Annotated in this window: 19 protein-coding genes; 14 read left to right on the plus strand and 5 right to left on the minus strand. The window is 70.6% G+C overall.

Annotated elements, in window-relative coordinates; translation table 11 throughout:
• Positions 1-16 precede the first annotated feature (16 nt).
• The 8 genes from ACZ5ID_RS18555 (at position 17) to ACZ5ID_RS18590 (ending at position 10,959) form a co-directional block, all read left to right on the plus strand.
• Positions 17-1,345, plus strand: coding sequence for a hypothetical protein (locus tag ACZ5ID_RS18555; RefSeq protein ID WP_468898866.1), 1,329 nt, complete (start codon positions 17-19; stop codon positions 1,343-1,345).
• Between the two features lie 243 nt (positions 1,346-1,588).
• Positions 1,589-2,680: a phosphatidylinositol-specific phospholipase C domain-containing protein gene (locus tag ACZ5ID_RS18560; RefSeq protein ID WP_468898868.1), complete on the plus strand. Its 1,092-nt coding sequence runs from the start codon at positions 1,589-1,591 to the stop codon at positions 2,678-2,680.
• Between the two features lie 90 nt (positions 2,681-2,770).
• Positions 2,771-3,625 (plus strand): serine hydrolase domain-containing protein, encoded by an 855-nt coding sequence (locus tag ACZ5ID_RS18565; protein ID WP_468898871.1) that lies wholly within the window; start codon positions 2,771-2,773, stop codon positions 3,623-3,625.
• A gap of 300 nt (positions 3,626-3,925) precedes the next feature.
• A complete protein-coding gene (locus tag ACZ5ID_RS18570) occupies positions 3,926-4,414 on the plus strand; it encodes a hypothetical protein (RefSeq protein WP_468898873.1) in 489 nt (162 codons plus the stop codon).
• 243 nt (positions 4,415-4,657) lie between these two features.
• On the plus strand, positions 4,658-5,353 hold the full coding sequence (locus tag ACZ5ID_RS18575; protein ID WP_468898876.1) for an SDR family oxidoreductase: 696 nt from the start codon (positions 4,658-4,660) through the stop codon (positions 5,351-5,353).
• Positions 5,340-6,779, plus strand: coding sequence for an MFS transporter (locus ACZ5ID_RS18580; RefSeq protein WP_468898879.1), 1,440 nt, complete (start codon positions 5,340-5,342; stop codon positions 6,777-6,779). The genes ACZ5ID_RS18575 and ACZ5ID_RS18580 overlap by 14 nt, the downstream gene beginning before the upstream one ends.
• A gap of 391 nt (positions 6,780-7,170) precedes the next feature.
• On the plus strand, positions 7,171-9,657 hold the full coding sequence (locus ACZ5ID_RS18585) for a discoidin domain-containing protein (protein WP_468898882.1): 2,487 nt from the start codon (positions 7,171-7,173) through the stop codon (positions 9,655-9,657).
• A gap of 168 nt (positions 9,658-9,825) precedes the next feature.
• On the plus strand, positions 9,826-10,959 hold the full coding sequence (locus ACZ5ID_RS18590; protein ID WP_468899440.1) for a hypothetical protein: 1,134 nt from the start codon (positions 9,826-9,828) through the stop codon (positions 10,957-10,959).
• Between the two features lie 59 nt (positions 10,960-11,018).
• On the opposite strand, the gene ACZ5ID_RS18595 is transcribed toward ACZ5ID_RS18590, so the two are convergent.
• Together ACZ5ID_RS18595 and ACZ5ID_RS18600 are read right to left on the minus strand one after the other, a co-directional pair.
• Positions 11,019-12,218: a DUF6397 family protein gene (locus ACZ5ID_RS18595; RefSeq protein WP_468898884.1), complete on the minus strand. Its 1,200-nt coding sequence runs from the start codon at positions 12,216-12,218 to the stop codon at positions 11,019-11,021.
• Between the two features lie 120 nt (positions 12,219-12,338).
• Complete coding sequence (locus tag ACZ5ID_RS18600) at positions 12,339-12,749, minus strand: roadblock/LC7 domain-containing protein (protein WP_468898887.1); 411 nt, start codon at positions 12,747-12,749, stop codon at positions 12,339-12,341.
• 343 nt (positions 12,750-13,092) lie between these two features.
• Here ACZ5ID_RS18600 and ACZ5ID_RS18605 point away from each other — a divergent pair, with 343 nt between their 5' ends.
• Entirely contained in the window at positions 13,093-13,692 is a 600-nt protein-coding gene (locus ACZ5ID_RS18605; protein ID WP_468898889.1) for a class I SAM-dependent methyltransferase, read from the plus strand.
• A gap of 32 nt (positions 13,693-13,724) precedes the next feature.
• On the opposite strand, the gene ACZ5ID_RS18610 is transcribed toward ACZ5ID_RS18605, so the two are convergent.
• Positions 13,725-14,645 carry an alpha/beta fold hydrolase gene (locus ACZ5ID_RS18610; RefSeq protein WP_468898892.1) on the minus strand — a complete coding sequence of 307 codons (921 nt, stop codon included), beginning with the start codon at positions 14,643-14,645 and terminating at the stop codon, positions 13,725-13,727.
• Positions 14,646-14,759: 114 nt separating this feature from the next.
• Here ACZ5ID_RS18610 and ACZ5ID_RS18615 point away from each other — a divergent pair, with 114 nt between their 5' ends.
• The 4 genes from ACZ5ID_RS18615 to ACZ5ID_RS18630 all read left to right on the plus strand — a co-directional run bounded on the left by ACZ5ID_RS18615 (position 14,760) and on the right by ACZ5ID_RS18630 (position 17,843).
• Positions 14,760-15,320: a PadR family transcriptional regulator gene (locus ACZ5ID_RS18615; protein WP_468898895.1), complete on the plus strand. Its 561-nt coding sequence runs from the start codon at positions 14,760-14,762 to the stop codon at positions 15,318-15,320.
• 256 nt (positions 15,321-15,576) lie between these two features.
• A complete protein-coding gene (locus tag ACZ5ID_RS18620) occupies positions 15,577-15,837 on the plus strand; it encodes a hypothetical protein (protein WP_468898897.1) in 261 nt (86 codons plus the stop codon).
• Positions 15,838-16,008: 171 nt separating this feature from the next.
• Positions 16,009-17,043, plus strand: a complete 1,035-nt coding sequence (locus tag ACZ5ID_RS18625) for a hypothetical protein (RefSeq protein WP_468898900.1) — start codon at positions 16,009-16,011, stop codon at positions 17,041-17,043.
• A 272-nt stretch (positions 17,044-17,315) separates the two neighbouring features.
• Entirely contained in the window at positions 17,316-17,843 is a 528-nt protein-coding gene (locus ACZ5ID_RS18630; RefSeq protein WP_468898903.1) for an SAM-dependent methyltransferase, read from the plus strand.
• 136 nt (positions 17,844-17,979) lie between these two features.
• Here the strand turns inward: ACZ5ID_RS18630 and ACZ5ID_RS18635 are convergent, their stop codons facing one another.
• Complete coding sequence (locus ACZ5ID_RS18635) at positions 17,980-18,159, minus strand: hypothetical protein (RefSeq protein ID WP_468898906.1); 180 nt, start codon at positions 18,157-18,159, stop codon at positions 17,980-17,982.
• A 144-nt stretch (positions 18,160-18,303) separates the two neighbouring features.
• Positions 18,304-19,422 carry a fatty acid desaturase family protein gene (locus ACZ5ID_RS18640; protein ID WP_468898908.1) on the minus strand — a complete coding sequence of 373 codons (1,119 nt, stop codon included), beginning with the start codon at positions 19,420-19,422 and terminating at the stop codon, positions 18,304-18,306.
• Between the two features lie 659 nt (positions 19,423-20,081).
• On the opposite strand from ACZ5ID_RS18640, the gene ACZ5ID_RS18645 reads away from it, so the two are divergent.
• The gene (locus ACZ5ID_RS18645) at positions 20,082-22,163 is read left to right on the plus strand and encodes a HelD family protein (RefSeq protein ID WP_468898910.1); all 2,082 of its coding nucleotides are present in this window, start codon (positions 20,082-20,084) and stop codon (positions 22,161-22,163) included.
• Positions 22,164-22,207 lie beyond the last annotated feature (44 nt).

Consider the following 22,207-nt stretch of genomic DNA (forward strand, 5'->3'; position numbering starts at 1 on the left):
CCTACTCTTCCTGGTCATGACCAGATCATGGAAGTCCGGGCTCACCGCCCTGGCCGCCGGTTTCGCCGCCGTCGCCGCATCCCTGGCGACGGCCGGTCCCGCCCAGGCGGCCACCCCGTTCGGCTCGATCGACAGCGCCGTCGTCAGCCAGTTCACCCTGGACCCGGTGGCGGACTTCGGCGGCCGGCGCCAGAACACCTTCGACGTCTACGACGAGGCGATCAAGGCGGTGGAGGCCAAGGGCGCGGTCGCCCAGACCAACGCCACGAGCGTGCTCACCTCGGGCGGTCGCACCGGCAGCAACGGTCTGTGCCACAGCACGGGCCTGGCTTCGAGCCTCGGACCGACGGGCTTCTGCTGGGACAAGGCCGACGACACGTCCAACTCCTACACCGACACGGGCGGCTGGACGCCGCAGGGCCTGACCGGCTCGTACGACGCCCAGCCGGGCGGTCTGTGGGACGGCCACAAGGCGTTCCTGGCCTCCTGGCACTTCAGCCGGGGCCTGGGCGGGGCGAACCCGGTGCCGAACGAGTTCGCCCGGGTCAGTCTGGTCAACGGCGACAACAACCAGATCACCTACAACCATCTGCTGCTCGTCGAGCCCACCGGCACCCGGGCGGGAGGCGACGGCAACTTCCGGGCCGTCCAGGGCACCCACGCCGACGGCGTGGTCTGGTACGGCAACAAGGTCTTCGTCGCCAACGGCCGCTGGCTGCAGGTGTACGACCTCCAGCACATATGGAAGGTCAACTCCAGCCAGGAGTCGGTCGGCATCACCGGTACGACGTCCTCGGCGCGCTGGAGCAACTACGCGCTGCCCATGGTCGGCCGTTACCGCACCACCGCCGACGACAACACCGCCTGTGTCGTGGTCACCGGCACCAGCCCCTGCCTGAACTCGCTGAGCCTGGACCGCACCGGCCAGGACGGTCTGGTCTCCGCCGAGTACAAGTCCGGCGGAGCGGGGGGCCGGGTGGTGCGCTGGCCGCTGAACTATCTCACCGCGCTCCCCTCCACCACCGACGCCTCCGGCCACGGCGTCAGCCACGCCACCCTCGGCTACTCGTCGCCGGTCTGGGCGATGCAGGGCGCCACGACGAACGGCCAGTACTGGTACATGAGCGGCACCTGTCCCACCGGCACGGGCGGCGGCTCCGGTGACGCCATCGACTACTCGTGCATCCACCGGGCCCTGCCCGACGACGCCCCGCACGTGTACACCACCTCCCCGGTCCTGACCCAGAACCTCGGCTACTCACCGGACACGGGACGGATCTGGGGCATCAACGAGCGCATCAACTCCACCACCGGCATCCGGGTCGTCTTCTCGATCACCGGCTGATCCCGGCGGGCGTTCACTCGTCCGCCTCCGCCCCGGGCGTGCGCCGACTACGGCGGAGACGGGCCGCCCGGAGACGGCGGTGTTCACAGAAGGGCCGGGGCCTGGCCGGCTCGTGACCCGGCGACAGGTCGGCGACAGTTCGACGACAGCGGGAATGCAACTTGTGTTGCTTGTCATGACTCTGGCGATTCACACTCTGCTGTCACCGTCCGACGAAAAGCCGTCCCCCCACTGGAGGTTCCCGTGTCAGCACCGCTGCCCAGACGCCGTACCACCCGCCTGCGCACCGCCCTGGCCGCCGCAGTCACGGTCGGCCTCGGGCTCGCGCTCACCGGCGCGGGCGGTGGCGCCGACGCCTCCGCCGCCGGACCCGAGAGCCTGCCGCTGTCCGCCACCACCTCGTCTGGTCTGCACAACACCTATGACCCGGCCTCCTTCCGGTATCTCGCGCAGGCACTCGACACCGGCACCTCCATGATCGAGCTCGACGTCTGGGACGACTTCATCACCAAGGAGTGGAAGGTCAGCCACTCCAACCCCCTGGGCAACAGCAACAACTGCGTCAACGCGAGCACGCCCGCACAGCTCTACTCCGGCAGCGCCAACAAGAACCTGGAAAGCTGCCTGGACGACGTACGGCTCTGGCTCGCGGCCCACCCCGGGCATGGACCGCTCATGATCAAACTGGAGCTGAAGGCCGGGTTCCAGTCCCACTTCGGCCTCGGCCCCGCCCAGTTGGACCAGGCGATCAGCGCGCACCTCGGGTCGGCCGTCTTCCGCCCGGCCGACCTGCTGGCCAAGTCGGGCGGCGGCCAGTACGCCACCCTCGACGAGGCGGCCACCGCCGGGAACTGGCCCACCCGCGCCCAACTCGCCGGAAAGGTCGTCCTGGAGATCATCCCGGGCACGGTCGAGGAGGGAAACCCCACCGACTCCCTGTGGACGGACAAGGAGTACGCGGCATATCTGCGCGACCTTCACGCCGCCGGACGCACCACCCAGGCGCAGATCTTCCCGACGGTCCACGGCGCCCAGTCCGGCGACCCGCGCACCCGTTACGCCGACACCTCGCTGCGCCCGTGGTTCGTCCTGTTCGACGGTGACGCCGCCACATATCTCAACGGCACCATCGACACCGCCTGGTACGACGCCCACCACTATCTGCTGGTGATGACCGACTCCCACAGCGTCGCCCCGGCCCTGGACGCCAAGAACCCGCCCCCGGCCGACGCCCAGGCCCGTGTCGCGCTGCTCGCCAAGTCGCACGCGACCATCGCCTCGAACGACTGGACCGCGCTGCCCCAGGTCCAGGGCCTGACACTGCCCCGCGGCTGACCCCCGAGAGCCCAGAGGGCGGGGCCGCCCCACCCGTGTCGCGGCGGCCCCGCCGCACATCAGAACGTCGACGTCCGTGATCATGGAATGATGCGCCCCGTACCCCTGTGCGTCCTCAGCAGCTCCGCCCCGCCACGGGTGGAACACGGCCACGACCCCGAGCTGTTCGTCCAGATCGGTTCGTTGGCCAAGCCGCTCACCGGCACCCTCCTGACCCGTCTCGCCATCGCGGGCGCCCTCGGGCTCGACGATCCCCTCGAACGCTTCCTGCCTGTCCCACCGGGCACCGGCATCACCCTGCGGCACCTCGCCACCCACACCTCCGGCCTGCCGCGGTTGCCCCCGGGCCTCGACCGCCGCGATCCGTACGCCCCGTTCGACGCCACGGCCCTCGACGCTCTCCTCCGACGCCTCGACACCCTGGTCACCGCGGCCCCGGGCGAGCACGAGGAGTACTCCAACTTCGGCTACGCCGTTCTTGGTTCGGCGCTCGCGACCGCGGGCGGCGCCCCGTACGAGGACCTGCTGAACGAGTACGTACTGGGACCGCTCGACATCACCGACGTCACCTCCGTCCCGGCGCCGGAGCGGCGCCTGGTCGCCCGGGGGCTTTTCGGCCGCCCCTCCCGACCGTGGACCATGACCGGCGCGATCCTGCCGGCCGGGGGTCTGTGGGCCACCCCGGTCGCCGCCTCCCAACTGGTCACCTCTCTGCTCGTCGAACACCGACTGGGCGAACCGGCCCCGTCCTGGCAGCGGGCCGGCCGCCTGCTGTGGCACAACGGCGCGACCAAGGACGCCTCCGTCTTCGCCGGCGCGCTGCCGAACGGCGCCTGGGTCCTCGTCCACCGGCTGGCCGGCGACGCCGATACCACCGACAAGCTCGGTATCGAGCACCTCAGGGGTGAGACGGAGGCTGCGGAGGCGACGGAGGCGGCTCCATAGGGGCCGGCCCCTGCGCCCGCCCTCCCCTGCCTGCCCCTCCCGCCTGTCCTCCCTCACGTGCCCTGTGCTCCTCGCCGCGACGAAGACACGAGACGGTGGCAGGGTGGTGGGGATTCCGCCGACGGGGGCTTCCGTAGGGACGCCGGCACAGCGTCCGTACGGAAGTTCCCGGGCCCGCGCGTGGGGGCCGTCGTGGTTCGCGACCCCGTGCAGGCCCGACGCGGACGCGGAGCCCCGCCGCCCCGCGTCCCCGCCGTTTCAGCGAGACTTGCCGTTCCGGCAACCGGCGAAGGGATCACGGTGACACCTCCCGAAGAACACAGCGAGCCAGCCCCGGCGGCCCCTTTCGAGGCGGCCACCGGCGACGGACCGGCACCGGCCACCCCGCCCGCCCAGCGGGAGGCCGAGGTGCGCGTCGCCTTCGAGGGGTTGCGACAGATCCGGCGTCTGATGAACTCCGGGCACCCCGACCCGCTCGCCGTGCCCGCGCTCTGGGAGCGGCAGCAGTTGGTGCGCGCCGTCTCCCTGGCACTGGAGGCCGCCGGATGCCCCCCGTCAGCCGTGGACACGACCGGGCGCCGGACCGCGACGGGTTACCGCGTCTGCCCGGCGGACCAGCCCGGGGCCGTCCGCGTGGAGTGGCTGGGCCCGCCCGGGAGCGGCGCCGCCCAGGAGGAGGCAGAGGCGCTCCGCCGATGCGCGGACACGCTGCGGCCTCTGGGCTGGGAGGCGCTGGAGTACCGGGGGGCACGCCGCCACCGCTATCTGGAGGTCGAGGCGGCGATCTGACCCCCGCCGGCGGGCACCAACTCCTCCCCTGCGCCCCATCGCACCGCGACGCCTCTCTCCGCCGCCCGCCCTGAACACCCTCATCACCTGATCCACCGACCGCCGATCCGTCCATCCGCCGATCCACACCCCCACACCACCCTCCATTTGAATATCCAACCCACTCCGCTACAGTGAGTCCAGATTTCCAACTCACCCCACTTCGGGTCAACCTCCTTCCATGACCCCGGAAAGAAGACGCGCATGCGGAACACCAAGGCACTCGTGACCGGCGCCAACCGAGGGCTCGGGCGCGCCTTTGCCCTCGCCCTGCTGGAACGGGGCGCGAAGACCGTCTACGCGGCGGCGCGCGACCCGCGCACGGTGACCGACCCTGGACTCACCCCGGTCGCGCTCGACATCACCGACCCCGCCCAGGTCGCCGCAGCCGCCGAGCTCTGCTCCGACACCTCCCTTCTCCTGAACAACGCGGGGATTCTGCACGGCAGTTCCCTGATCGGCACGGACTCACTCGAAGGGGCGAGGGCGGAGCTGGAGACCAACCTCTTCGGCACCCTGGCGATGTGCCGCGCCTTCGCGCCCGTGCTCGCGGCGAACGGTGGCGGCGCCGTGGTCAACATGCTCTCCGTGCTGTCCTGGCACACACTCCCGCAGATCGGCTCGTACGGTGTCTCCAAGGCAGCCGCCCTGTCGATGACCAACGCGATACGCGAAGAGCTGCGCCCGCAGGGCACATTGACGGTCGCCGTCCACGCGGCCTTCATCGACACCGATATGGCGGCCGGCGTCGACCAGCCCAAGACGAGCCCTGTCGACGTCGCCCACCAGGTACTCGACGCGGTGGAGGCGGGCCGCGAGGAAGTACTCGCCGACGAGCTCACCCGCCAGGTCAAGGCCGCCCTGTCGGGCACCTCGGAGGTGTCCCGTGCCTCGCGCTGAACTCCGCTCCAAGGGCAGCCCCACGGCCGTCCTCGTGGCCGCCTGCCTCGGCCTGTTCACCGTCTTCCTCCAGACCACCCAGACCATCGGTACCCTCAGCGCCGTCCAGGACGACCTCGGCATCGCCCCGGCCGACCTGGTCTGGGTGCCCAGCATGTACACCCTGGTCGTCGCCTCCTTCGTCCTCGGCGCCGGCTCCCTCTCGGACCGGTGGGGCCGCCGCGCGATCTTCCTCGCGGGTGCCGTGGCGATGGGCGCCGGAGGACTGGTCCTCGTCCTGGCGTCCACCCTCCCCATGGTCCTGGTCGGCCAGGCCCTCGCGGGCCTCGGCGGGGCGCTCATCACCCCCAGCTCGCTCGCGCTCGTCAGCCATGCCTTCCCCGATCCGCGCCGCCGCGCCGGAGCCATCTCCGCCTGGGCCGCGACCTCCGGACTCGGCCTGGCCATCGGCCCCGTCACCGCCGGGCTCGCCCTGCGGTGGTGGACCTGGCACGCCGCCTTCTGGCTGAACCTGGCACTCGGCGCCCTGGCCATTCTCGTGGCGCTGGCCCGGGTCGAGGAGTCACACGTCCCGGGCGGCCGGTCCGACTGGGCCGGCCAGATACTCGTCACGGCCGGACTCGCCCTGCTCATCTACTGGTTGATCGACGGCGGCCACCACGGCTACACCACCGCCCGCTCCCTCTCCTCCCTCGCCGGAGCCCTGCTGCTCCTCGGCGTCTTCGTCGCCGTCGAACTGCGCCGCGATTCCCCGATGGTCGACCTGCGCCTGATGCGCGATCCGTCCTACAGCGCCTCCCTATTGCTCGCCGCCACCGTCCTCTTCGGCTTCGTCGGGGTCTCGCTCCTTCAGGTCCTGTGGCTGCAACGGGTGCGCGGCCTGAGCGCCCTGGAGGTGGGCGTCCAACTCCTGGCGGAGTTCGGCACCTTCATCCTCGCGTCGGTCGCGGCGGGTGTCCTCGTCCGCAGGTGGGGTCCCCGGCCGCTGATCATCACGGGACTCCTCCTGGCCGCCTCGGGCGCGGCGCTGTTCGCCACCGTCGAGCCCGGTGACACCTTCACGGCGTACGCCGCCGCGCTCGTCGTCTTCGGCCTGGGCTGCGGACTGGCCAACGCGCCCTCCACCGCCCTCGGCGTCAGCCATGTGCCGCGCGGTCGCGAGGGTGAGGCCAGCGGCACGGTCAACGCCGCCCGCCAGGTCGGCGCGGTCCTGGGCACCAGCATTCTGGGCACCCTGATGACCTCCCGCTTCACGGACCGCCTGGCCACGGGCGCCAAGGACCCGGGCGCGGCCTTCACCGACGCGGTGGGCTACGCCGCGGGCACCGGGGCGACCGTACTCGTCGCCGCGACCCTGGTCGGCGTCGCCCTGCTGGCCCTGGCGGGCCGCCGAGCGCGCGTGGTGGCGTACGAGGCGGCGAGCTGACACCTGCCCAGGGCGGGTACGGGGTCCGCCGATGCCCGGCCAGACCCCCCGCCGTTTCCACGTACGCGAACGTCCGGTTGGCAGTAGTCCCTCCTGGGGTCGCTGCCAACCGGCTTCTCACCGGCTCTCTCTCTCCCCCCCCCCCCCCGCTGGACGGCCGTCCTCGGCACCGCCACCGCTCATCGTGGCAGTGGCGCGAAGAGACGTGCGATGTGCGTACACCTGAGACGGTCTTGGACTGGACCGCCTGCGGTCAAAGGTGGACCATTCGCCGCTTGCGCGCGAGGACCTGCCCGAGTGCCGGACAATTCGGCTGCTGACCTTGACATGGCACCCACATGACCTAGCTTCAGCCGGAGCATTGGCGCCACATCACAGCCGGGGGGCTCGCATGACATCCAGGTTCTCGCGCACATCTTTCCGCCTCACCCGCCTCAGACCGCGTGCCCTCGTTCTTCTCGCGGCCGTCACCACAACCGCCGCGCTGTTGCCGCTGGTGCCGAGCGATGCCGCCGGTCATCGCGCCACTCCCCCGGTAATCGACCTCAACGCGTCCCCGACCTCTCCCCACCACGGAGTGGTCCCCGCCGACGCCATGCGGTCCACCGCACCGGCCCTGGACGAGTCGCGCTGGACCGTCACGGCGAGCGGCACCTCCCTCACCATCGACATGCACCGCACGGAGGTCGTCTCCGCGCTCGTCTACCGGCCCCGCAAGGCCGTCGACGGCAGCCGGGTCACCGAGTACGCCATCCGTCTCAGTACGGACGGGCACCACTGGACCCAGCCCGTCGCGACCGGCACCCTGGCCGACGACCTCACCACCAAGACCCTCGACTTCGCGGCGCAGGGCACCCGTTACCTACGGCTCTCGGCCACGACCACGGCCGGCGGCCACAACGGCTGGGCCGCCGGAACGGAACGCACATCCCCCGGCACCGCGCCCGCCCCCCTGGCTTCCGGAGCCGATGTCGGCCTTCTGGGCGCGCCCGGCCTCCCGGCACCCTCCACCGCCTTCCTGCCCGTCGACGGCTGGACGGCCTCCGCGAGCGACGAGGAGACGGCCAAGGAGAACGACCGTGCCTCGAACGTCCTGGACGGTAATCCGGCCACCTACTGGCACAGCAGATGGTCCCCGAAGACCGCGCGGTTCCCGCACGCCCTCGTCATCGACATGCACCGCACCACCACCGTCTCCGCGCTCACCTATCAGCCGCGTCAGACCGGTGTGAACGGCCGCATCGGAACGTATGCGGTCTCCACCAGCCTCGACGGCATCTCGTTCGACGCGCCGGTCGCGAGCGGCCACTGGAAGGACGACGCGACCGCGAAGACCGCCCCCTTCACCCACGCCGTCTCCGCCCGTTATGTCCGACTCATCGCCCTCAGCGAGGCAGGACAGCGAGGTACGTGGAGCTCGGCGGCCGAGATCCGGCTCAGCGGCCCCAGCGACCCGTCCGTAGGGGGCTCCTGGGGTCCCGTCACCGGCTTTCCCCTGGTCCCGGTCGCCACGGCCGTACTGCCCGGCAACAAGCTGCTGGCCTGGTCGGCCTACGCCGTCGACCGGTTCGGCGGCAGCAACGGCTACACCCAGACGGCCATCATGGACCTGACCACCGGTCGCGTGACCCAGCGCCGCGTCGACAACACCGGTCACGACATGTTCTGCCCCGGCATCGCCATGCTCGCCGACGGCCGGGTCCTGGTCACGGGCGGCAGCAACGCTTCCCGGGCGAGCATCTACGACCCCAACACGGACTCCTGGTCCTCGACGGCGGACATGAACATCACCCGCGGCTACCAGGCGATGACGCTCCTCTCCAACGGTGACGCGTTCGTCCTCGGCGGGTCGTGGAGCGGCGGGGACGGCCCCAAGAACGGCGAGGTGTGGTCGGCCGCCACCCACACCTGGCGCAAACTGCCGGGAGTACGGGTCGAGGGCGCGATGACCGCCGACCCCGCCGGCCCCTACCGCGCCGACAACCACATGTGGCTGCACGCCACCTCCCAGAGCCGTGTCCTCCAGCTCGGCCCCAGCAAGCAGATGAACTGGATCACCACCGACGGCGATGGCACCATCACCCCCGCCGGCACCCGGGCCGACAGCCCGGACGCGATGAACGGCAACGCCGTCTCGTACGACATCGGCAAGCTGCTCACCCTGGGCGGCGCCACCGCCTACCAGAACACCCCCGCCACCCGCCGGGCCTACACGGTCGACCTCAACGGAGGGGGCCGGCCCACAGCCGCCCGCACCGGCGACATGGCCGCCGCCCGGGCGTTCAGCAACAGTGTGGTACTGCCCGACGGGAAGGTCGCGGTCTTCGGCGGCCAGGAGACGCCGGTCCCGTTCAGCGACGCCACGTCGGTCATGACGCCGGAGATCTGGGATCCGGCGACCGGCCGTTTCACCCCACTCGCCACCATGGCGGTACCCCGCACGTACCACAGCACCGCGAACCTGCTGCCCGACGGGCGGATCTTCTCGGGCGGCGGTGGGCTGTGCGGCGACTGCGCGACCAACCATCTCAACGGCGCGATCTTCACCCCGCCGTACCTGCTGAATCCGGACGGCACCGAGCGGACCCGGCCCGTGATCACCAGCACTCCACCGGCGCATGTGGCGCTCGGCTCGACGCTGCCCGTCTCCACCGGCTCCCCCGTCAGCGCCTTCGCCCTGGTGCGCTCCGGGGCCGCGACCCACTCCACCGACAACGACCAGCGCCGGGTACCTCTGACGTTCCGGCAGACCGGCGAAGGCTCCTACCAACTCGCCGTTCCCAGCGATCCCGGCGTCGTGCTCCCCGGTACATACCTGCTGTTCGCCCTCAATGCGGACGGCGTACCGAGCGTCGCCAAAATGATCAGTGTGAGCTGACCCATTCGTCACCCTTCGGGTGTGGGGGGAAGCACACCTGTGCGCTTCGATGAACGAGTAGCGCCGCACTCCCGTCTTCCCTGCCGGGCTCCGCAGGCCCCTGCGAGCCATCGACGTACCCGGCGGGGAAACAGGAGCTGAACGAACGTGCCGGCCATCAGTCAGCGGATGCACCTCGTGCTGCTCACCGCGTGGACCGCCGTGTGGTTCGCCGTGGTGGAGCCGAACGGCGGTTTCTCCTGGCATTACCTGCGCACCGGCGGGGAGCTGATCTACCAGGGACCGTCCGGCGACGGCGGCCTCAACCTGTACGCCCACCACCCCGAACTCCAGATGGGGCCGGTCAGCTTCCTGACCGCCGGGCTGTTCAACCCGTTTCCCGACTCCACCGGACAGTTCCTCGCCGCGGCGCTGATGTCGGTCCTCGGTCTGGTGATCGTGGTACTGGTCGGCCGCAGCGCCGCCTGGCACTTCCTGGGCACGGGCACGAACCACCAGCGCCTTCGCCAGCGCGTTCTCATAGCGGGCCTGGCCTTCATCCCGATGTGGATCGAGGTCTCGGTCCGCTTCGGCCATCTCGACGACGTACTGGCCCTGTTCTTCACCACCCTCGCCGTCCGGGCGGTCACCCGTGGCAACGCGGCCGGGACCGGTATCTGGCTCGCCCTGGCCATGGACTCCAAACCCACCGCGCTGGGCTTCGCCATGCTGCTCTTCGCACTGCCCCGGCAGTCGTGGCCGCGTGCCGGGCTGTGGTGCGCGGGGCTCGTCGCCCTCGCCTGGCTGCCGTTCTTCATAGGCAACGCGGGCAGTTTCGCCGCCACCGGCTTCGCGATACCCAACCAGCCGGCCTCGGCGCTGCGCTGGCTGGGCGTGGGCGACGCCGAGACTCCCGGCTGGGACCGGCCCGCCCAGGCCGTGCTGAGTCTGCTGCTCGGAGGCATCGCCGTCTGGCGCCAACGCTGGACGGCGGTGGTGCTGCTGGGCGCCAACGCCCGTATCGTCCTCGACCCGAGCGTCTACACGTACTACACGGCGTCCGTCCTGCTGGGCACCCTCCTGTGGGATGTGATCGGCCAGCGCCGGCTGGTGCCGTGGTGGAGCTGGCTCGCGCTGCTCGCGCTGTACGGAAGTGTCTTCGTGGTCCCGGACGACTCGGCCCGGGGTCTGATACGGCTCGCGTTCGTCGTGGTCTCCACGGCGTACGTCCTGCTGTGGCCGCAGCGGGACCGCAGACGCAAGCGCGGCCACGGGCGGCGAGGGCGGCCTCCGGCGACCGCTCAGCGCGCGGTGCAGAGCTGAACGGACCGCAGCGCTGACCCTCTTGAGGCACTCTGGCTTCGACATCGCTGCCGCCGAGGTCAGGGCGTGGTGGTCGACGAGCGGGCGACCGACCTGGGCCGCCGCAGACGTGCCAGGCCGCGCCTGAGCCTTCCTTGACCGGCCCCGAGGCCCTGCGGCTGCCCGGCTTCTCCGGTCTCCGGCCGCTCGGCTTGGACGGGCTTGCGTCGCCTCCCATCGGGCCGGGCCCGGACCCGCGTGCCTGCACTCTGCCCGAGTACGCTCGCCTTGGGCTCTACCGGCACCCGCACCCGCGCTGGCACTGGCACAGGCACCGGGGCTGGCACCCGAGCCACAGCCGGAGTCGACGCCGGAACCGATGTCGAAGCCGACGTCGAAACCGACGTCGGGCCAGGGATGAGGGCCGGGCGCGCGGCGTCGACCACGTCGAACGCGGGGCGATTGTCCTCCGGTCGCGGTGCCGGGCGGATCGAGCGGGCGACGCTCAGATGCTGGGTGAGATCCATGCGGTACCACAGGACCTCGTCCAGATCCTGAGCCTGTTGCAGCCTTTCGATGATCTCCCGAGCGGCGGGCGAGTCCGGGCCGACCCGGACCGGTTCGGGCCGGAGGCGGATCAGGTAGGCGCGCTCACGCGGGTCCGGGACCACCTCTGCCACGTGCGCGGGATCGAGCAATGAGGCGATGCCCGCAGCGCGCTCCCAGGGGTCATCGGTCTGTTGCAGCAGCATGGCCGCGCGGCGACCGCGCCAATTACGCGGTCGCCGGTCCTCACCCGCTCCCAGCCGGACCAACGTCTCCTTCGGCAACCGACGGTCATTGATCAACTCGGGGTGCCGAAGGGCCAGGTCGATCACTTCCTCGGCGAGGTAGAGCCAGACGACGGCCCGGTAGCGGTTGAGGTAGCACTTGACCGGCGTGAAGTGGCCACCGCGGGCGAGCCGCGTGAAACGGTGCGAGGGAACGCCGAGGAGTTGCGACGCCTCGGCCGTGCCCACCACACGCACCCGTTCACGCAGCGTTTCGGGGAATCCGTCGGTCGAGCGGATCCGCTCGACCTCCTCCTGCGCGACCCGTGGGCGGGCACCCGGGGCTTCCCGTACGATCCGGACATGGCCGAGCTGGACAGTCAGCTCGAATTCCCCACGCTTCAGGTGCAGTTGCTGAGCGGCCCGCCCCAAGGCAACTGTCTTTGCGTCTACTTCAGCCGCCGTGGCCGTGGTCCTGGGCCTGTTGGTGGTCGTGGTCGTGGTCGTCATGAGGTCCTCCCCCGCGAGTCGTGAATACTCTCGGTGACGACCGTAACCCTCCGCGCGGACATCCCGCCGGGCCTGTGGATAACTTTCCCCAGCGGGACGTGGGTCCCGTAAAGCCGCTGGTCAGAGACCGGCTACCGGAGGGCCGGGGCGACGCGCCGCCACGCCGAGGTGCTCGCCGACCCGGTTCACCAGCAGTGTCATCTCGTAGGCGATCTGGCCGATATCGGCTTCCGCCGTGCCCAGCACGCACAGACAACTCCCGTCACCCGCCGCCGTGACGAAGAGGACCGCCTCGTCGAACTCGACCATCGTCTGCCGCACCCCGCCCGCCCGGAAATGACGGCCGGACCCCTTGGCCAGGCTGTGCAGGCCGGAGGAGACCGCGGCCAGGTGCTCCGCGTCCTCGCGGGGCAGATCCGCACTGGCACCGGTGACCAGACCGTCGTTGGACAGGACGATGGCGTGGCGTACGTGCTCGACCCGCTTGGTCAGGTCGTCGAGCAGCCAGTCGAGTTCCTTGTTCAGTGCCATGACACCTTCACCCCGCTCATGTGTTCCCCGTTTTCCCCCAGGTCTGCGGCAAGCCTTACGCATGGTTCGCATGGGGGCAAGCAGGGGTTCCCGACGGTAACCACAGGGGGTGTCCGGCGAAGTCGAGAAGCAGGCTGTGTGAACACGCCCCGCGCGCTCGGCGCGGCGGGGCGGGTAGCCCACGAGTGTGCTCGTCACGAGTGCGCTCGTCGCGGCGTGCTCGTCGCGCGCGTAGTGCAGTCCGGTTACACCGCGCGCACCAAGGACTTGCCGCAGTCACGCAAGTCAGCAAGTCAGCAAGTCAGCAAGTGGACCGTTCGTGCCTGTGGGGGATCATGGGCAGATGGCCGATGACCAGATGCACGTTCAGGAATTCTTCGGTGCCCGGGCGGCGGACTGGGACAGCCGCTTCCCGGACGACGGGCCGGCGTACGCGGCGGCGGTCGCGGAGCTGGGACTGCACAGCGGGGCGGCCGTGCTGGACGCCGGGTGCGGTACGGGCCGCGCGCTCCCTCCGCTTCGGGACGCGGTGGGGCCAGATGGCACGGTGCTCGGCGTCGACCTGACGCCGCAGATGCTCGAAGCAGCGGTGCGGGCCGGACGTGGCCGTGCCGGAACCCTGGTGCTCGGCGACGTGGCCAGGCTGCCGCTGCGGAACGCGGCACTGGACGCGGTGTTCGGAGCCGGTTTGATCTCGCATCTGCCGGAACCGGCGGCGAACCTGCGGCAGTTGGCACGGGTGGTGCGCCCCGGCGGGAAGCTGGCGCTCTTCCACCCCATCGGTCGCGCGGCCCTCGCCGCACGCCACGGGCGGCAGATCACACCGGACGACCTCCGGGCCGAGCCGCGGTTGCGGCCACTGCTCGCGGGGGCCGGCTGGCGGATGGTGTCGTACGTGGACGAGGACGCACGGTTTCTGGCGGTGTCGGTGCGGGAGGGGTAGCGGGGTCCGTTACGACTCGTACGCGCCCGCCGTCACCCTGGGCCCTCGCCCGCCACCGCACTGATGAAGGCCCGGGGGTTGTCGAACATGATGTTGTGGCCTGCGTTCGGTACCACCTCGACGTGGACTCCGGAGGCGGCCAGTTCCTCACGGCCGGGGAGGTCGTTGTCGACGTCACCCACCAGGTAGGTGCGCTCGATCGGCAGACTCATCAGAAGGTGGCGCATGGTGGGCCGGGTGCCTCGTACCAGGCCGACGGCGGTGCGATGGAGTGCGAGGGGATCGGCGAGCCGCATCGTCGCCGCCCACAGCGGGCCGACGCGCTCAAGAACGGCCGCGAAGCCGCCGCCGTGGACGAAGTCGTCCTCACTGTAGGAGGCGATGCCACTGCTTCCGGCCTTCGGGACCGGGTTGGGGTCGAGATTGGCCTCCGTGAGCACCAGCCGGGATACGAGGTCGGGACGGCGGGCCGCGAGGACGATGGCCACGGCGCCGCCCATGCTGTGCCCGGCGATATCGGCGCCTACCGCCCCTGCCGCGTCGAGGGCGGCGGCGAGGGCGTCCGCATGGTCCTCCAGGGTGTAACGGAAGTCGGACGGGCGGTCGCTGATTCCGTGCCCGGGAAGGTCCACGAAGAGTTGTCTGCGGGTGGCGAGACGCGGGTCGGCGGCGACGTGGGCGTGGTAGACGGTTGAGGCCGAACCGAGCCCGTGGACGTACACGACGGGCGCCTGAACCGCTCGCGCGCCGGGGTTGTCGCGGCTCGCTTCCGGCCTCGCCTCCCGACGGGCCTCCCGACCCATGCCCCGGCTCACGTCCCGAATCACGTCCCGGCTCGCGTCCGCTGGGGTGGCGTTCGACTGGTCGCCGTTCAGCGGGGGTTCCGTGCGCAGTCCCTCCGACTCGGTCCAGCGGATCTGGCTGCCCTGCTCGTCGAATGCCGTCTGCCGCACGGTTCCGTCCCCCCGTTCTGATGTGCCTGCTGCTTCTGCCTCGATGCCGGACTATACATCGGGTGCGAGGTACTGCGTACTCGATGTACTCCGCTCATGCGGCAGAATGCGGGCATGCTTGAGCTCGCGATCCTGGGATTTCTGTATGAAGCGCCGCTGCACGGCTATGAGCTGCGCAAACGGATCACCGCGCTGACCGGACACGTACGGCCGGTCGCCGAGAGCACGCTCTACCCGGCGATCAAGCGGCTGGAGAAGGCGGGACTGCTCGCGCGGGAGACGCAGCCCGGGGCGGTGGCGGCCCCCCGCCATATGCTCACACTCACCGCCGAGGGCAGGGCGGAGCTGGTGCGGCGGCTCGCGGAGCCCGAGCAGGTGGAGATCACGGACGAGAACCGGTGGTTCACCTTGCTGGCGTTCCTGCGGCACCTGCCCGAGCCCGATCGGCAGGCCGAAGTACTGCGGCGGCGGTTGCGCTTCCTTGAGGAACCCGCCAGTTTCTTCTACGACGGCGAACGTCCGCTCAGGGCGGAGGAGTTGGACGACCCGTTCCGGCAGGGGATTCTTACCGTGGCCCGGGCCACGAGTGCGGCGGAATTGAAGTGGCTGCGGGCCACGCTCCGGTCGCTGGGGGCACCCGCGCCGGGTGGCGGGACCGACGTGAACGGCGCATAGGGGCGTCCGCCCGGGGCACTGTGACCGCGTCGCGAACAGCGCGTCGGGGTCGCACGGCTCGTACCGCTCGCGAGCCGTTCACGGCACGCACGGCACGCTTCGGCAGTGTGAGTTGACGTTTCAGATCGACTGTTCACGCCAATCGACCCGTTCCGACCTCTATCTGTCACCAGCCCCTCAACTCTAGCTTGAGAAAGGCACGTTGTTTTCTACCCGGTGAGCACATCCGTGGGGAAGGCGGGTCCGGATGCTTCGTATGTTCGGCAGATTTCGGAAGCCGGAACAGCGCGAGCCCGCGCGGCAGCGCAACCTCTTCGAGGCTGCAGCCACGTACGTCGCCGCTTGCGCTGAAGACGATCAAGAGGCGCTGGAGGAAGCGGGCGGGTGGGTGTCGCCCGAGGCGATGTCCTTCGGAGTACGGGAGCTGGCGTGCCGGGCGCTCATCGCGCTGGCGCGCGAGCGGGACGAGTCGCCCCAGACCGTCGCGCGTTCACTGATGGGGCTACCGGTCGCCTGACCCCGCACCGGCCGACCCCGGCGGCCGGATCAGGCGCGCGCGATCCGGGCTGCTTCCACACGGCCTCCCCACCCCTCCGTCTTTCGGGATCTTCCGCTGCCGCAAACCCTCGACGATCGGGTTACCCACTGGTTATGGTGCGCCGACGAGCGATCCGAAGGGGAGGGTTCCGTGACCGGGACGGACGAGGCCGCGGCGGCCACAGCCGCAGCCGACGCGGTCGATGACGACGCGCTGTATGTGCTCACGGCGGTGTTGCTCACGCCCGCGCAGTTCCCCAGCGTGCTCGGTGACGACTTCCCGGAGGCGTGTGCGGCTCTCGGTCTTGAGCCGTACCCGGGTGGTTATGGGCTGGTCCTCGGCCAGGACGGCAGCGGCGCCCGCTGGACCGTGATCGTCGATGACGTCTCGCTGGTCGCGGTGGCGATCGCGTCGTGGGACTGCGGGATGGAGTACGACCTGTCGCCGGACGAGCGCACGGTGGTCGCCGCGCTGCCCGGTTGGCCGCTGGAGCTGGCCGTCTCCGCGCCCGGAGTGGCGCCGCCGCACGATCCGGAGCCGGAACCGGACGAGGACGGCTCCGTGCGTCCACCGCTCTCGCCGCCCGACACCAGCGTGTGGGGCTCGGCTCAGCGACGCCTCGGCGCCGACCAGGTCGCCCTTCAGTGGGCGATGTGGCGGGGACAGATCACCGACGACGGCGAAGATCGGGGCGAGGACGAGGACGAGGGCGGAAGCGGCGGGGACGGCGTGGTCTCCGTGGCCACGGAAGCGTCCACCGAATCGGACGATACGGCGGATTCCTCGCCTGCGGCGTCCGCGACGACGGCTGCTACTGGGGCGACGGTCGACGAATCGGCGGCCGTAGGTGCCCCGGAGGTGCCGACCACGACGGACTCGCCCGACGCCCCCGCCTCCGCTCTCCCGTCCGGAGGTCTCAGTGTGCGGGTGGAGCAAGTGCTCGCCGAGGTACGGCAGTACCTCGACTCCCCACCCCCGCTCGGGCGTGTCCGGTCGAGTTTCGCGCCGGGTGGCGCGCGTATGCTGCGGGCCGACGGTCCCGGCTGGTCGATCGTCGCCCGGACCGACGACATCGCGTTCGTGCTGTTGGACGACGAACCGGGCGAGGTGGTGCCGGTGGGGCGTGGGCCCAAGTTGCCGGGGCTGCTGCAGGCCTTGGACGCGATGGCCGTACGGCCTGCCTGAGCTAAGCCGAGCGCATCCAGCCTCAACCCCGACCGTGTGGATCGGCCAACTCTGACACTGACACTGACGCTGAGACCACTGAGATCACTGAGACCAATGCAACCCCTGTTGCTACTGCGGCTGCTTGCCATTCCCGTTGAGTGGCCGCCCTTGCCCGTTGCGCGCGCGAGTGCTCACAGACAGGCTGACTTCGGCGGGGCTCCGAGGCGGGCCGCACTTCGGTCGGCCGAGCCAGCCGCTTACGGGTGGGATCGGATACGGGAGGAACAGAGATGGCGGACGCGGGAACCGATGAGCAAGGCGTCGAAGTGGTGTGCCGGGCCGTGGGGCGGGTGGTCGGCGGGCGGGCCGAGATCACCGATGATCACTGGGGCGGGGAGTCGGCGGTGATCCGGCTCGACGCCGAGCGGTTCGGCCCCGAGGCGCTCTTCGGCCTGACGGACTTCTCCCATCTGGAGGTCGTGTTCCACTTCGACCGGGCGGCGCCCGAGAAGGTCGAGACGGGTGCGCGCCGCCCACGCGGCAACCCGGACTGGCCGCTGGTCGGGATCTTCGCCCAGCGGGGCAAGAACCGCCCGAACCGGCTCGGCGTCTCGCGTTGCCGTGTCATCAAGGTGGACGGCCTGGATGTGCACGTCACCGGCTTGGACGCGGTGGACGGCACTCCGGTGCTGGACATCAAGCCGTACCTGACGGAGTTCGGCCCTCGGGGCGAAATCGTCCAGCCGGAGTGGTCCAGGGAGCTGATGCGGGACTACTACGCGGGTGAACCGGGGTCCGGGGGCGGCCTCGACGAGTGAAGCCCCAGCCAGGGCCGAAGCCCGGTCAGGACCGAAGCGCAGTCAGGACGACCGAAGCCCAGTCAGGACGGCAGGCGGCGCCACAGTCCGGCCCGGCGCTACGACCGGCTCGGCCCTACGACCGCTCGCCCCCCGGTCAGCGCAGCTCCTTGCGGGTGATGTGCCGCAGCCTGCGCCGCTGGCTGCGGTCCAGCAGCAGATATCCCACGACGGGCAGCCCTATCAGCACCAGCAGTGCCGGCAGGAATCCGATCAGCGGGATCAGGACGAGCCCCACCGCCACTCCACCGACGGCGATCATCACGCGCTTCGACATGTCCGTCGCCTCCTTCGCGGCGGCTGCTGCCGCCACTCTCTGTCCAGGGAACGCGCGATCGCGTCATCCGGTTCCCGACCGGGGCACAGCTTCTGCCCCCGACTGTCGGCAGCCTGCCACCACTATGCGGCAGGTACGCGGCATCTACGCCGCTGCGCCTCGCCGCAGCGGCGCTCCGACCGCGTGCATGTGCCGCAGAGCCTGCCGGTAGGAGTCGATCAGCGAGGTCTCGGCGTACGGGATGCCGAGGCTCCGGCAGTGGGCACGGACCAGCGGCTGTACGAGCCGCAGGTGGGGGCGGGGAAGATTCGGGAAGAGGTGGTGCTCGATCTGGTAGTTAAGTCCACCGAGGAACCAGTCGGTGAGCGGTCCGCCGTGTACGTTCCGCGAGGTCAGTACCTGGCGGCGCAGATGGCCCCAGCCGTCGTCGTCGGCGTCGGGCATCTCCATGCCCTTGTGGTTGGGGGCGAAGGTCATTCCCAGATGGAGCCCGAAGAGGGCGTGGTGCAGCAGTGCGAAGACCAGCGCCCTGCCCGGTGAGAGCACGCTCAGTAGGAGGCCCGCGTAGCAGCCCAGGTGCACCAGGAGGAGCGCGCCCTCGACCACCCGTTCCCGCCGGGGTTGCCTGCGCAGGTCCTGGAATCCGTACACCTTCAGGGCGATGCCTTCGAGCAGCAGCATCGGGAAGAACAGCAGGGCCTGGTTGCGGGTGAGCCAGCGCGCGAGGCCCTCACGGCGCTCGGCCTGCTTCTCGGTCCACACGAGCGCGCCGACGCCGACGTCCGGGTCCTTGTCGACGTGGTTGGGGTTGGCGTGGTGGCGGTTGTGCTTGTCGTTCCACCAGGCGTAGCTCATCCCGAGCAGCAGGTTGCTGTGGAGCAGGCCGAGGACCCGGCCCGCGCGGCGGCCACGGGTTATCTGGGCGTGGCCGGCGTCGTGGCCGAAGAAGGCGGTCCGGGCCCAGAGGACCGCGAGCGGCACGGCATACAGAAGGGTCCACCATGTGTCGCCGGTGAGGACGATCGCGGTCACGGTGGCGGCGAGGGCGGTGAGGTTGAGGGCTATGCCCCTCGCGTACCAGCCGGTGCGCCGCTCCAGCAGCCCCTGCCCCCTTACGGCCTTGAGGAGCGGCGCGAAGTCGCTTCCCCTTCCTGCGGCGGGGGCTCCGCCGGCGCCCCCGTCAGTGGTCCCTCCGGAGGTTCCGGTGGGGCGCGGTGGCGCGAGCGCGGGGGTGCTCGTGGCGTTCGCAATGGCCTGGGGCATGGTCGTTCTCCGGTCGCTGGCCCACCGCAGTCACCTGCGCTGACCTCATAGAACGTAGGAATTCGAGGGCCCCTGCCGCCATGGCGCCACCACCCGGACCGAGCGGGGGTCTGTCCCGGGGCCGGGGTGGGGCTGACGCCACCCCGGCGGGCAACACTGCCCCGCGCCGCGCACAAAAGTGACCTGGATCACGGTGCACGTCCGCCTACCCTCACCCCCTCCGGTGTACCCTCGGCGCTTCGAGACCCGCATTAGTCAAGTTTGAGGACTGCGTCATCGCCGAGCACAGGCTTCCCGGGCCCACGCCCTCCGAGATCGTCGAACTCGCCCGCCGTCACGTCACCTTCCCGCCCGCCGACCCCTCACGGACGGGCTGCCGCGTACCCCTGCCGCCGCAACCGGATCACGACGGGCCGCCGGTTTCCGCATTCGGAATGCAGGCCGGCCCGGTCCCGGCCTGTGACGCGACCACGAACCTTTCCCGTGGATTCACTGCATTTCCCGTGCACGGGAAAGCATCACCGGCATTCAAGGGAAACGGCGGAACGCATGGCACGAAGTGCGGTCAGCCGTAAGGACATAGGCGCAACAAGTAAGTCAAGACTTACCTTTAGGGAACTTTGGCCGTATGGTGCGGCTCGAATCGAAGGAGTCCCTTGTTGTCCCACATAAATGATTCTGCCGCGCGTGCGGTTGAATCGGAGCAAGGTTACGTTTCCTCATTGTATGAGCTGCTCACCGAGCGGCTTTCCGAGGCGCGAGCGAACCGGGCGAGCGTGCTGAAGGCCCCGGCGGACGGCGCCGGCGAGGCGTACGAGAGAGAGATCGCCGCCGACCGTCTGACCAAGGAGATAGGCCGACTGGAAGGCGCCGAGAAGGGGCTGGTCTTCGGGCGCATCGACTGGACGGACGGCACGGCCCTGCGCATCGGGCGGATCGGACTGCACACGGAGGAGGACGACCTGCCGCTGCTCGTGGACTGGCGCGCGAACGCGGCGCGGCCCTTCTACGAGGCGACACCGGTCCACCCGATGGGTCTGCGGCGGCGCCGGCACCTGCGCCTGGAGGAGCGCACAGTCGTCTCGGTGAGCGACGAACTGCTCGACGGGACCGCTCCGACCGACGAAGACGTGGTGGGGGACGGCCCGTTGACCGAGGCCCTGTCGGCACGCCGTACGGGCAGGATGCACGCGGCCGTCGCGACGTTGCAGGCCGAGCAGGACGAGATCGTCCGCTCCGCCCACCGCGGGGTGACCGTGGTGCAGGGCGGGCCCGGCACCGGCAAGACGGTGGTCGCCCTGCACCGTGCGGCCTACGTCCTGTACGCGTTCCCGCGCGCCGCGGAGGAAGGCGTCCTCGTGGTGGGCCCGAACGCCCGTTTCCTCGACTACATCTCCCAGGTCCTTCCCTCGCTCGGGGAGAACGACGTCGATCTGGCGACCTGTCGGGAACTGGCCGGAGTGTCCCCGGGCGCGGTGGACCCGTTCGACACGGCGCGCCTCAAGGGCGGCCCGGAACTCGCCGACGCCCTGGCCGGCCTGCTGCGAGACCACCAGGCCCCCGCCGGTGACTTCACCGTCCGGGTCGGGCAGGAACTGGTCCACCTGTCCGAGAAGGAGGTCGCCACTGCACGCGCCGCCGCCCTGGCGGCGACATCCGGCCACAACCCCGCGCGCCAGGCGTTCAAGGAACTCCTGGTCGACGCCGTGACCGACGCGATGCAACGGGACATGGGCGACCTCCTGGAGCAGATCGACGCCGAGGCCGAGCAGATGACGGGCCTGAACCTCGACCGGTTCACGGGGGTCGCCGAGCGCCGGGCCGAGGGCGCCGCCGACCCGGGCCCGGTCCACGAGCTGGACCTGGACGCCATCGGGGCGGATCTCCTCGACGACGCCGGTGTCGACCGGGCGGTCGAGGCGCTGTGGCCGAGGCTGGTACCCGGCGACCTCGTGAAGGCACTGCTGACGGATGCCGACGCCCTGGCCGAGCGCCTGCCGACCCTGACGCCGCGGGAGCGGTCCCTTCTCCTGCGTGCCCCGGACGCCCCGTGGACCGATGCGGACGTGCCGTTGCTGGACGAGGCGGCGAGCCTGGTCGACGGCCCGCCCGAGCGGACGTACGGGCACGTCGTCGTAGACGAGGCGCAGGAACTGACCGCCATGCAGTGGCGGATGATCGTCCGCCGCTGCCCGGCGAGGGCGATGACGCTGGTGGGTGACTTCGCCCAGTCGGGTCCGGCCACCACGGCACGCGACTGGAAGGAAGCCCTGAGCCCGCATGTCGGGACGCGGTTCAGACTGCACGACCTGACGGTCAGTTACCGCACCACGCAGGAGATCCTGGAGAACGTCCGGGACCTGCTCGCGCGGATCGCTCCGGACCAGCGGCCCGCACGGTCACTGCGCAGCGGGGAGAGCCCGCGCACCGTGACCGCACATGGGGACGGGTTGGTCACCGCCGTCGTGGAGGAGCTGCGCGCCCAGAGCACCGCGCAGCCGGACGAACTCCTGGGAGTGATCTGTGCGGACACCCGGGTGAGCCAGTTGACGGCTCACGGCATCGCCGACCACGCACGCATCGTGCCCGCGTCCGAAGCACGTGGCCTCGAGTTCGACGGGGTCGTCGTCCTGAACCCCGAGGAGATCATCGCGGCCCGCCCCGGCGGGGAGAGGGACCTGTACGTGGCTCTGACCCGGGCCACCAAGCGCCTGTGCACCATCTCCACCCAGCCCGCATGACGGCGCGGCGCCCGCCTGGTCGCCGCGGGCGCACAAGTGCCCCG

It is taken from the genome of Streptomyces sp. NPDC031670 (assembly GCF_055580545.1).

Coding starts and splice junctions, on each gene's coding strand:
- ACZ5ID_RS18615 (WP_468898895.1), top strand. CDS start 14,760: ATGCTTGAGCTCGCGATCCTGGGATTTCTGTATGAAGCGCCGCTGCAC.
- ACZ5ID_RS18620 (WP_468898897.1), top strand. CDS start 15,577: ATGTTCGGCAGATTTCGGAAGCCGGAACAGCGCGAGCCCGCGCGGCAG.
- ACZ5ID_RS18590 (WP_468899440.1), top strand. CDS start 9,826: ATGCACCTCGTGCTGCTCACCGCGTGGACCGCCGTGTGGTTCGCCGTG.
- ACZ5ID_RS18595 (WP_468898884.1), bottom strand. CDS start 12,218: ATGACGACCACGACCACGACCACCAACAGGCCCAGGACCACGGCCACG.
- ACZ5ID_RS18635 (WP_468898906.1), bottom strand. CDS start 18,159: ATGTCGAAGCGCGTGATGATCGCCGTCGGTGGAGTGGCGGTGGGGCTC.
- ACZ5ID_RS18600 (WP_468898887.1), bottom strand. CDS start 12,749: ATGGCACTGAACAAGGAACTCGACTGGCTGCTCGACGACCTGACCAAG.
- ACZ5ID_RS18640 (WP_468898908.1), bottom strand. CDS start 19,422: ATGCCCCAGGCCATTGCGAACGCCACGAGCACCCCCGCGCTCGCGCCA.
- ACZ5ID_RS18630 (WP_468898903.1), top strand. CDS start 17,316: ATGGCGGACGCGGGAACCGATGAGCAAGGCGTCGAAGTGGTGTGCCGG.
- ACZ5ID_RS18605 (WP_468898889.1), top strand. CDS start 13,093: ATGGCCGATGACCAGATGCACGTTCAGGAATTCTTCGGTGCCCGGGCG.
- ACZ5ID_RS18575 (WP_468898876.1), top strand. CDS start 4,658: ATGCGGAACACCAAGGCACTCGTGACCGGCGCCAACCGAGGGCTCGGG.
- ACZ5ID_RS18565 (WP_468898871.1), top strand. CDS start 2,771: ATGCGCCCCGTACCCCTGTGCGTCCTCAGCAGCTCCGCCCCGCCACGG.
- ACZ5ID_RS18555 (WP_468898866.1), top strand. CDS start 17: ATGACCAGATCATGGAAGTCCGGGCTCACCGCCCTGGCCGCCGGTTTC.
- ACZ5ID_RS18585 (WP_468898882.1), top strand. CDS start 7,171: ATGACATCCAGGTTCTCGCGCACATCTTTCCGCCTCACCCGCCTCAGA.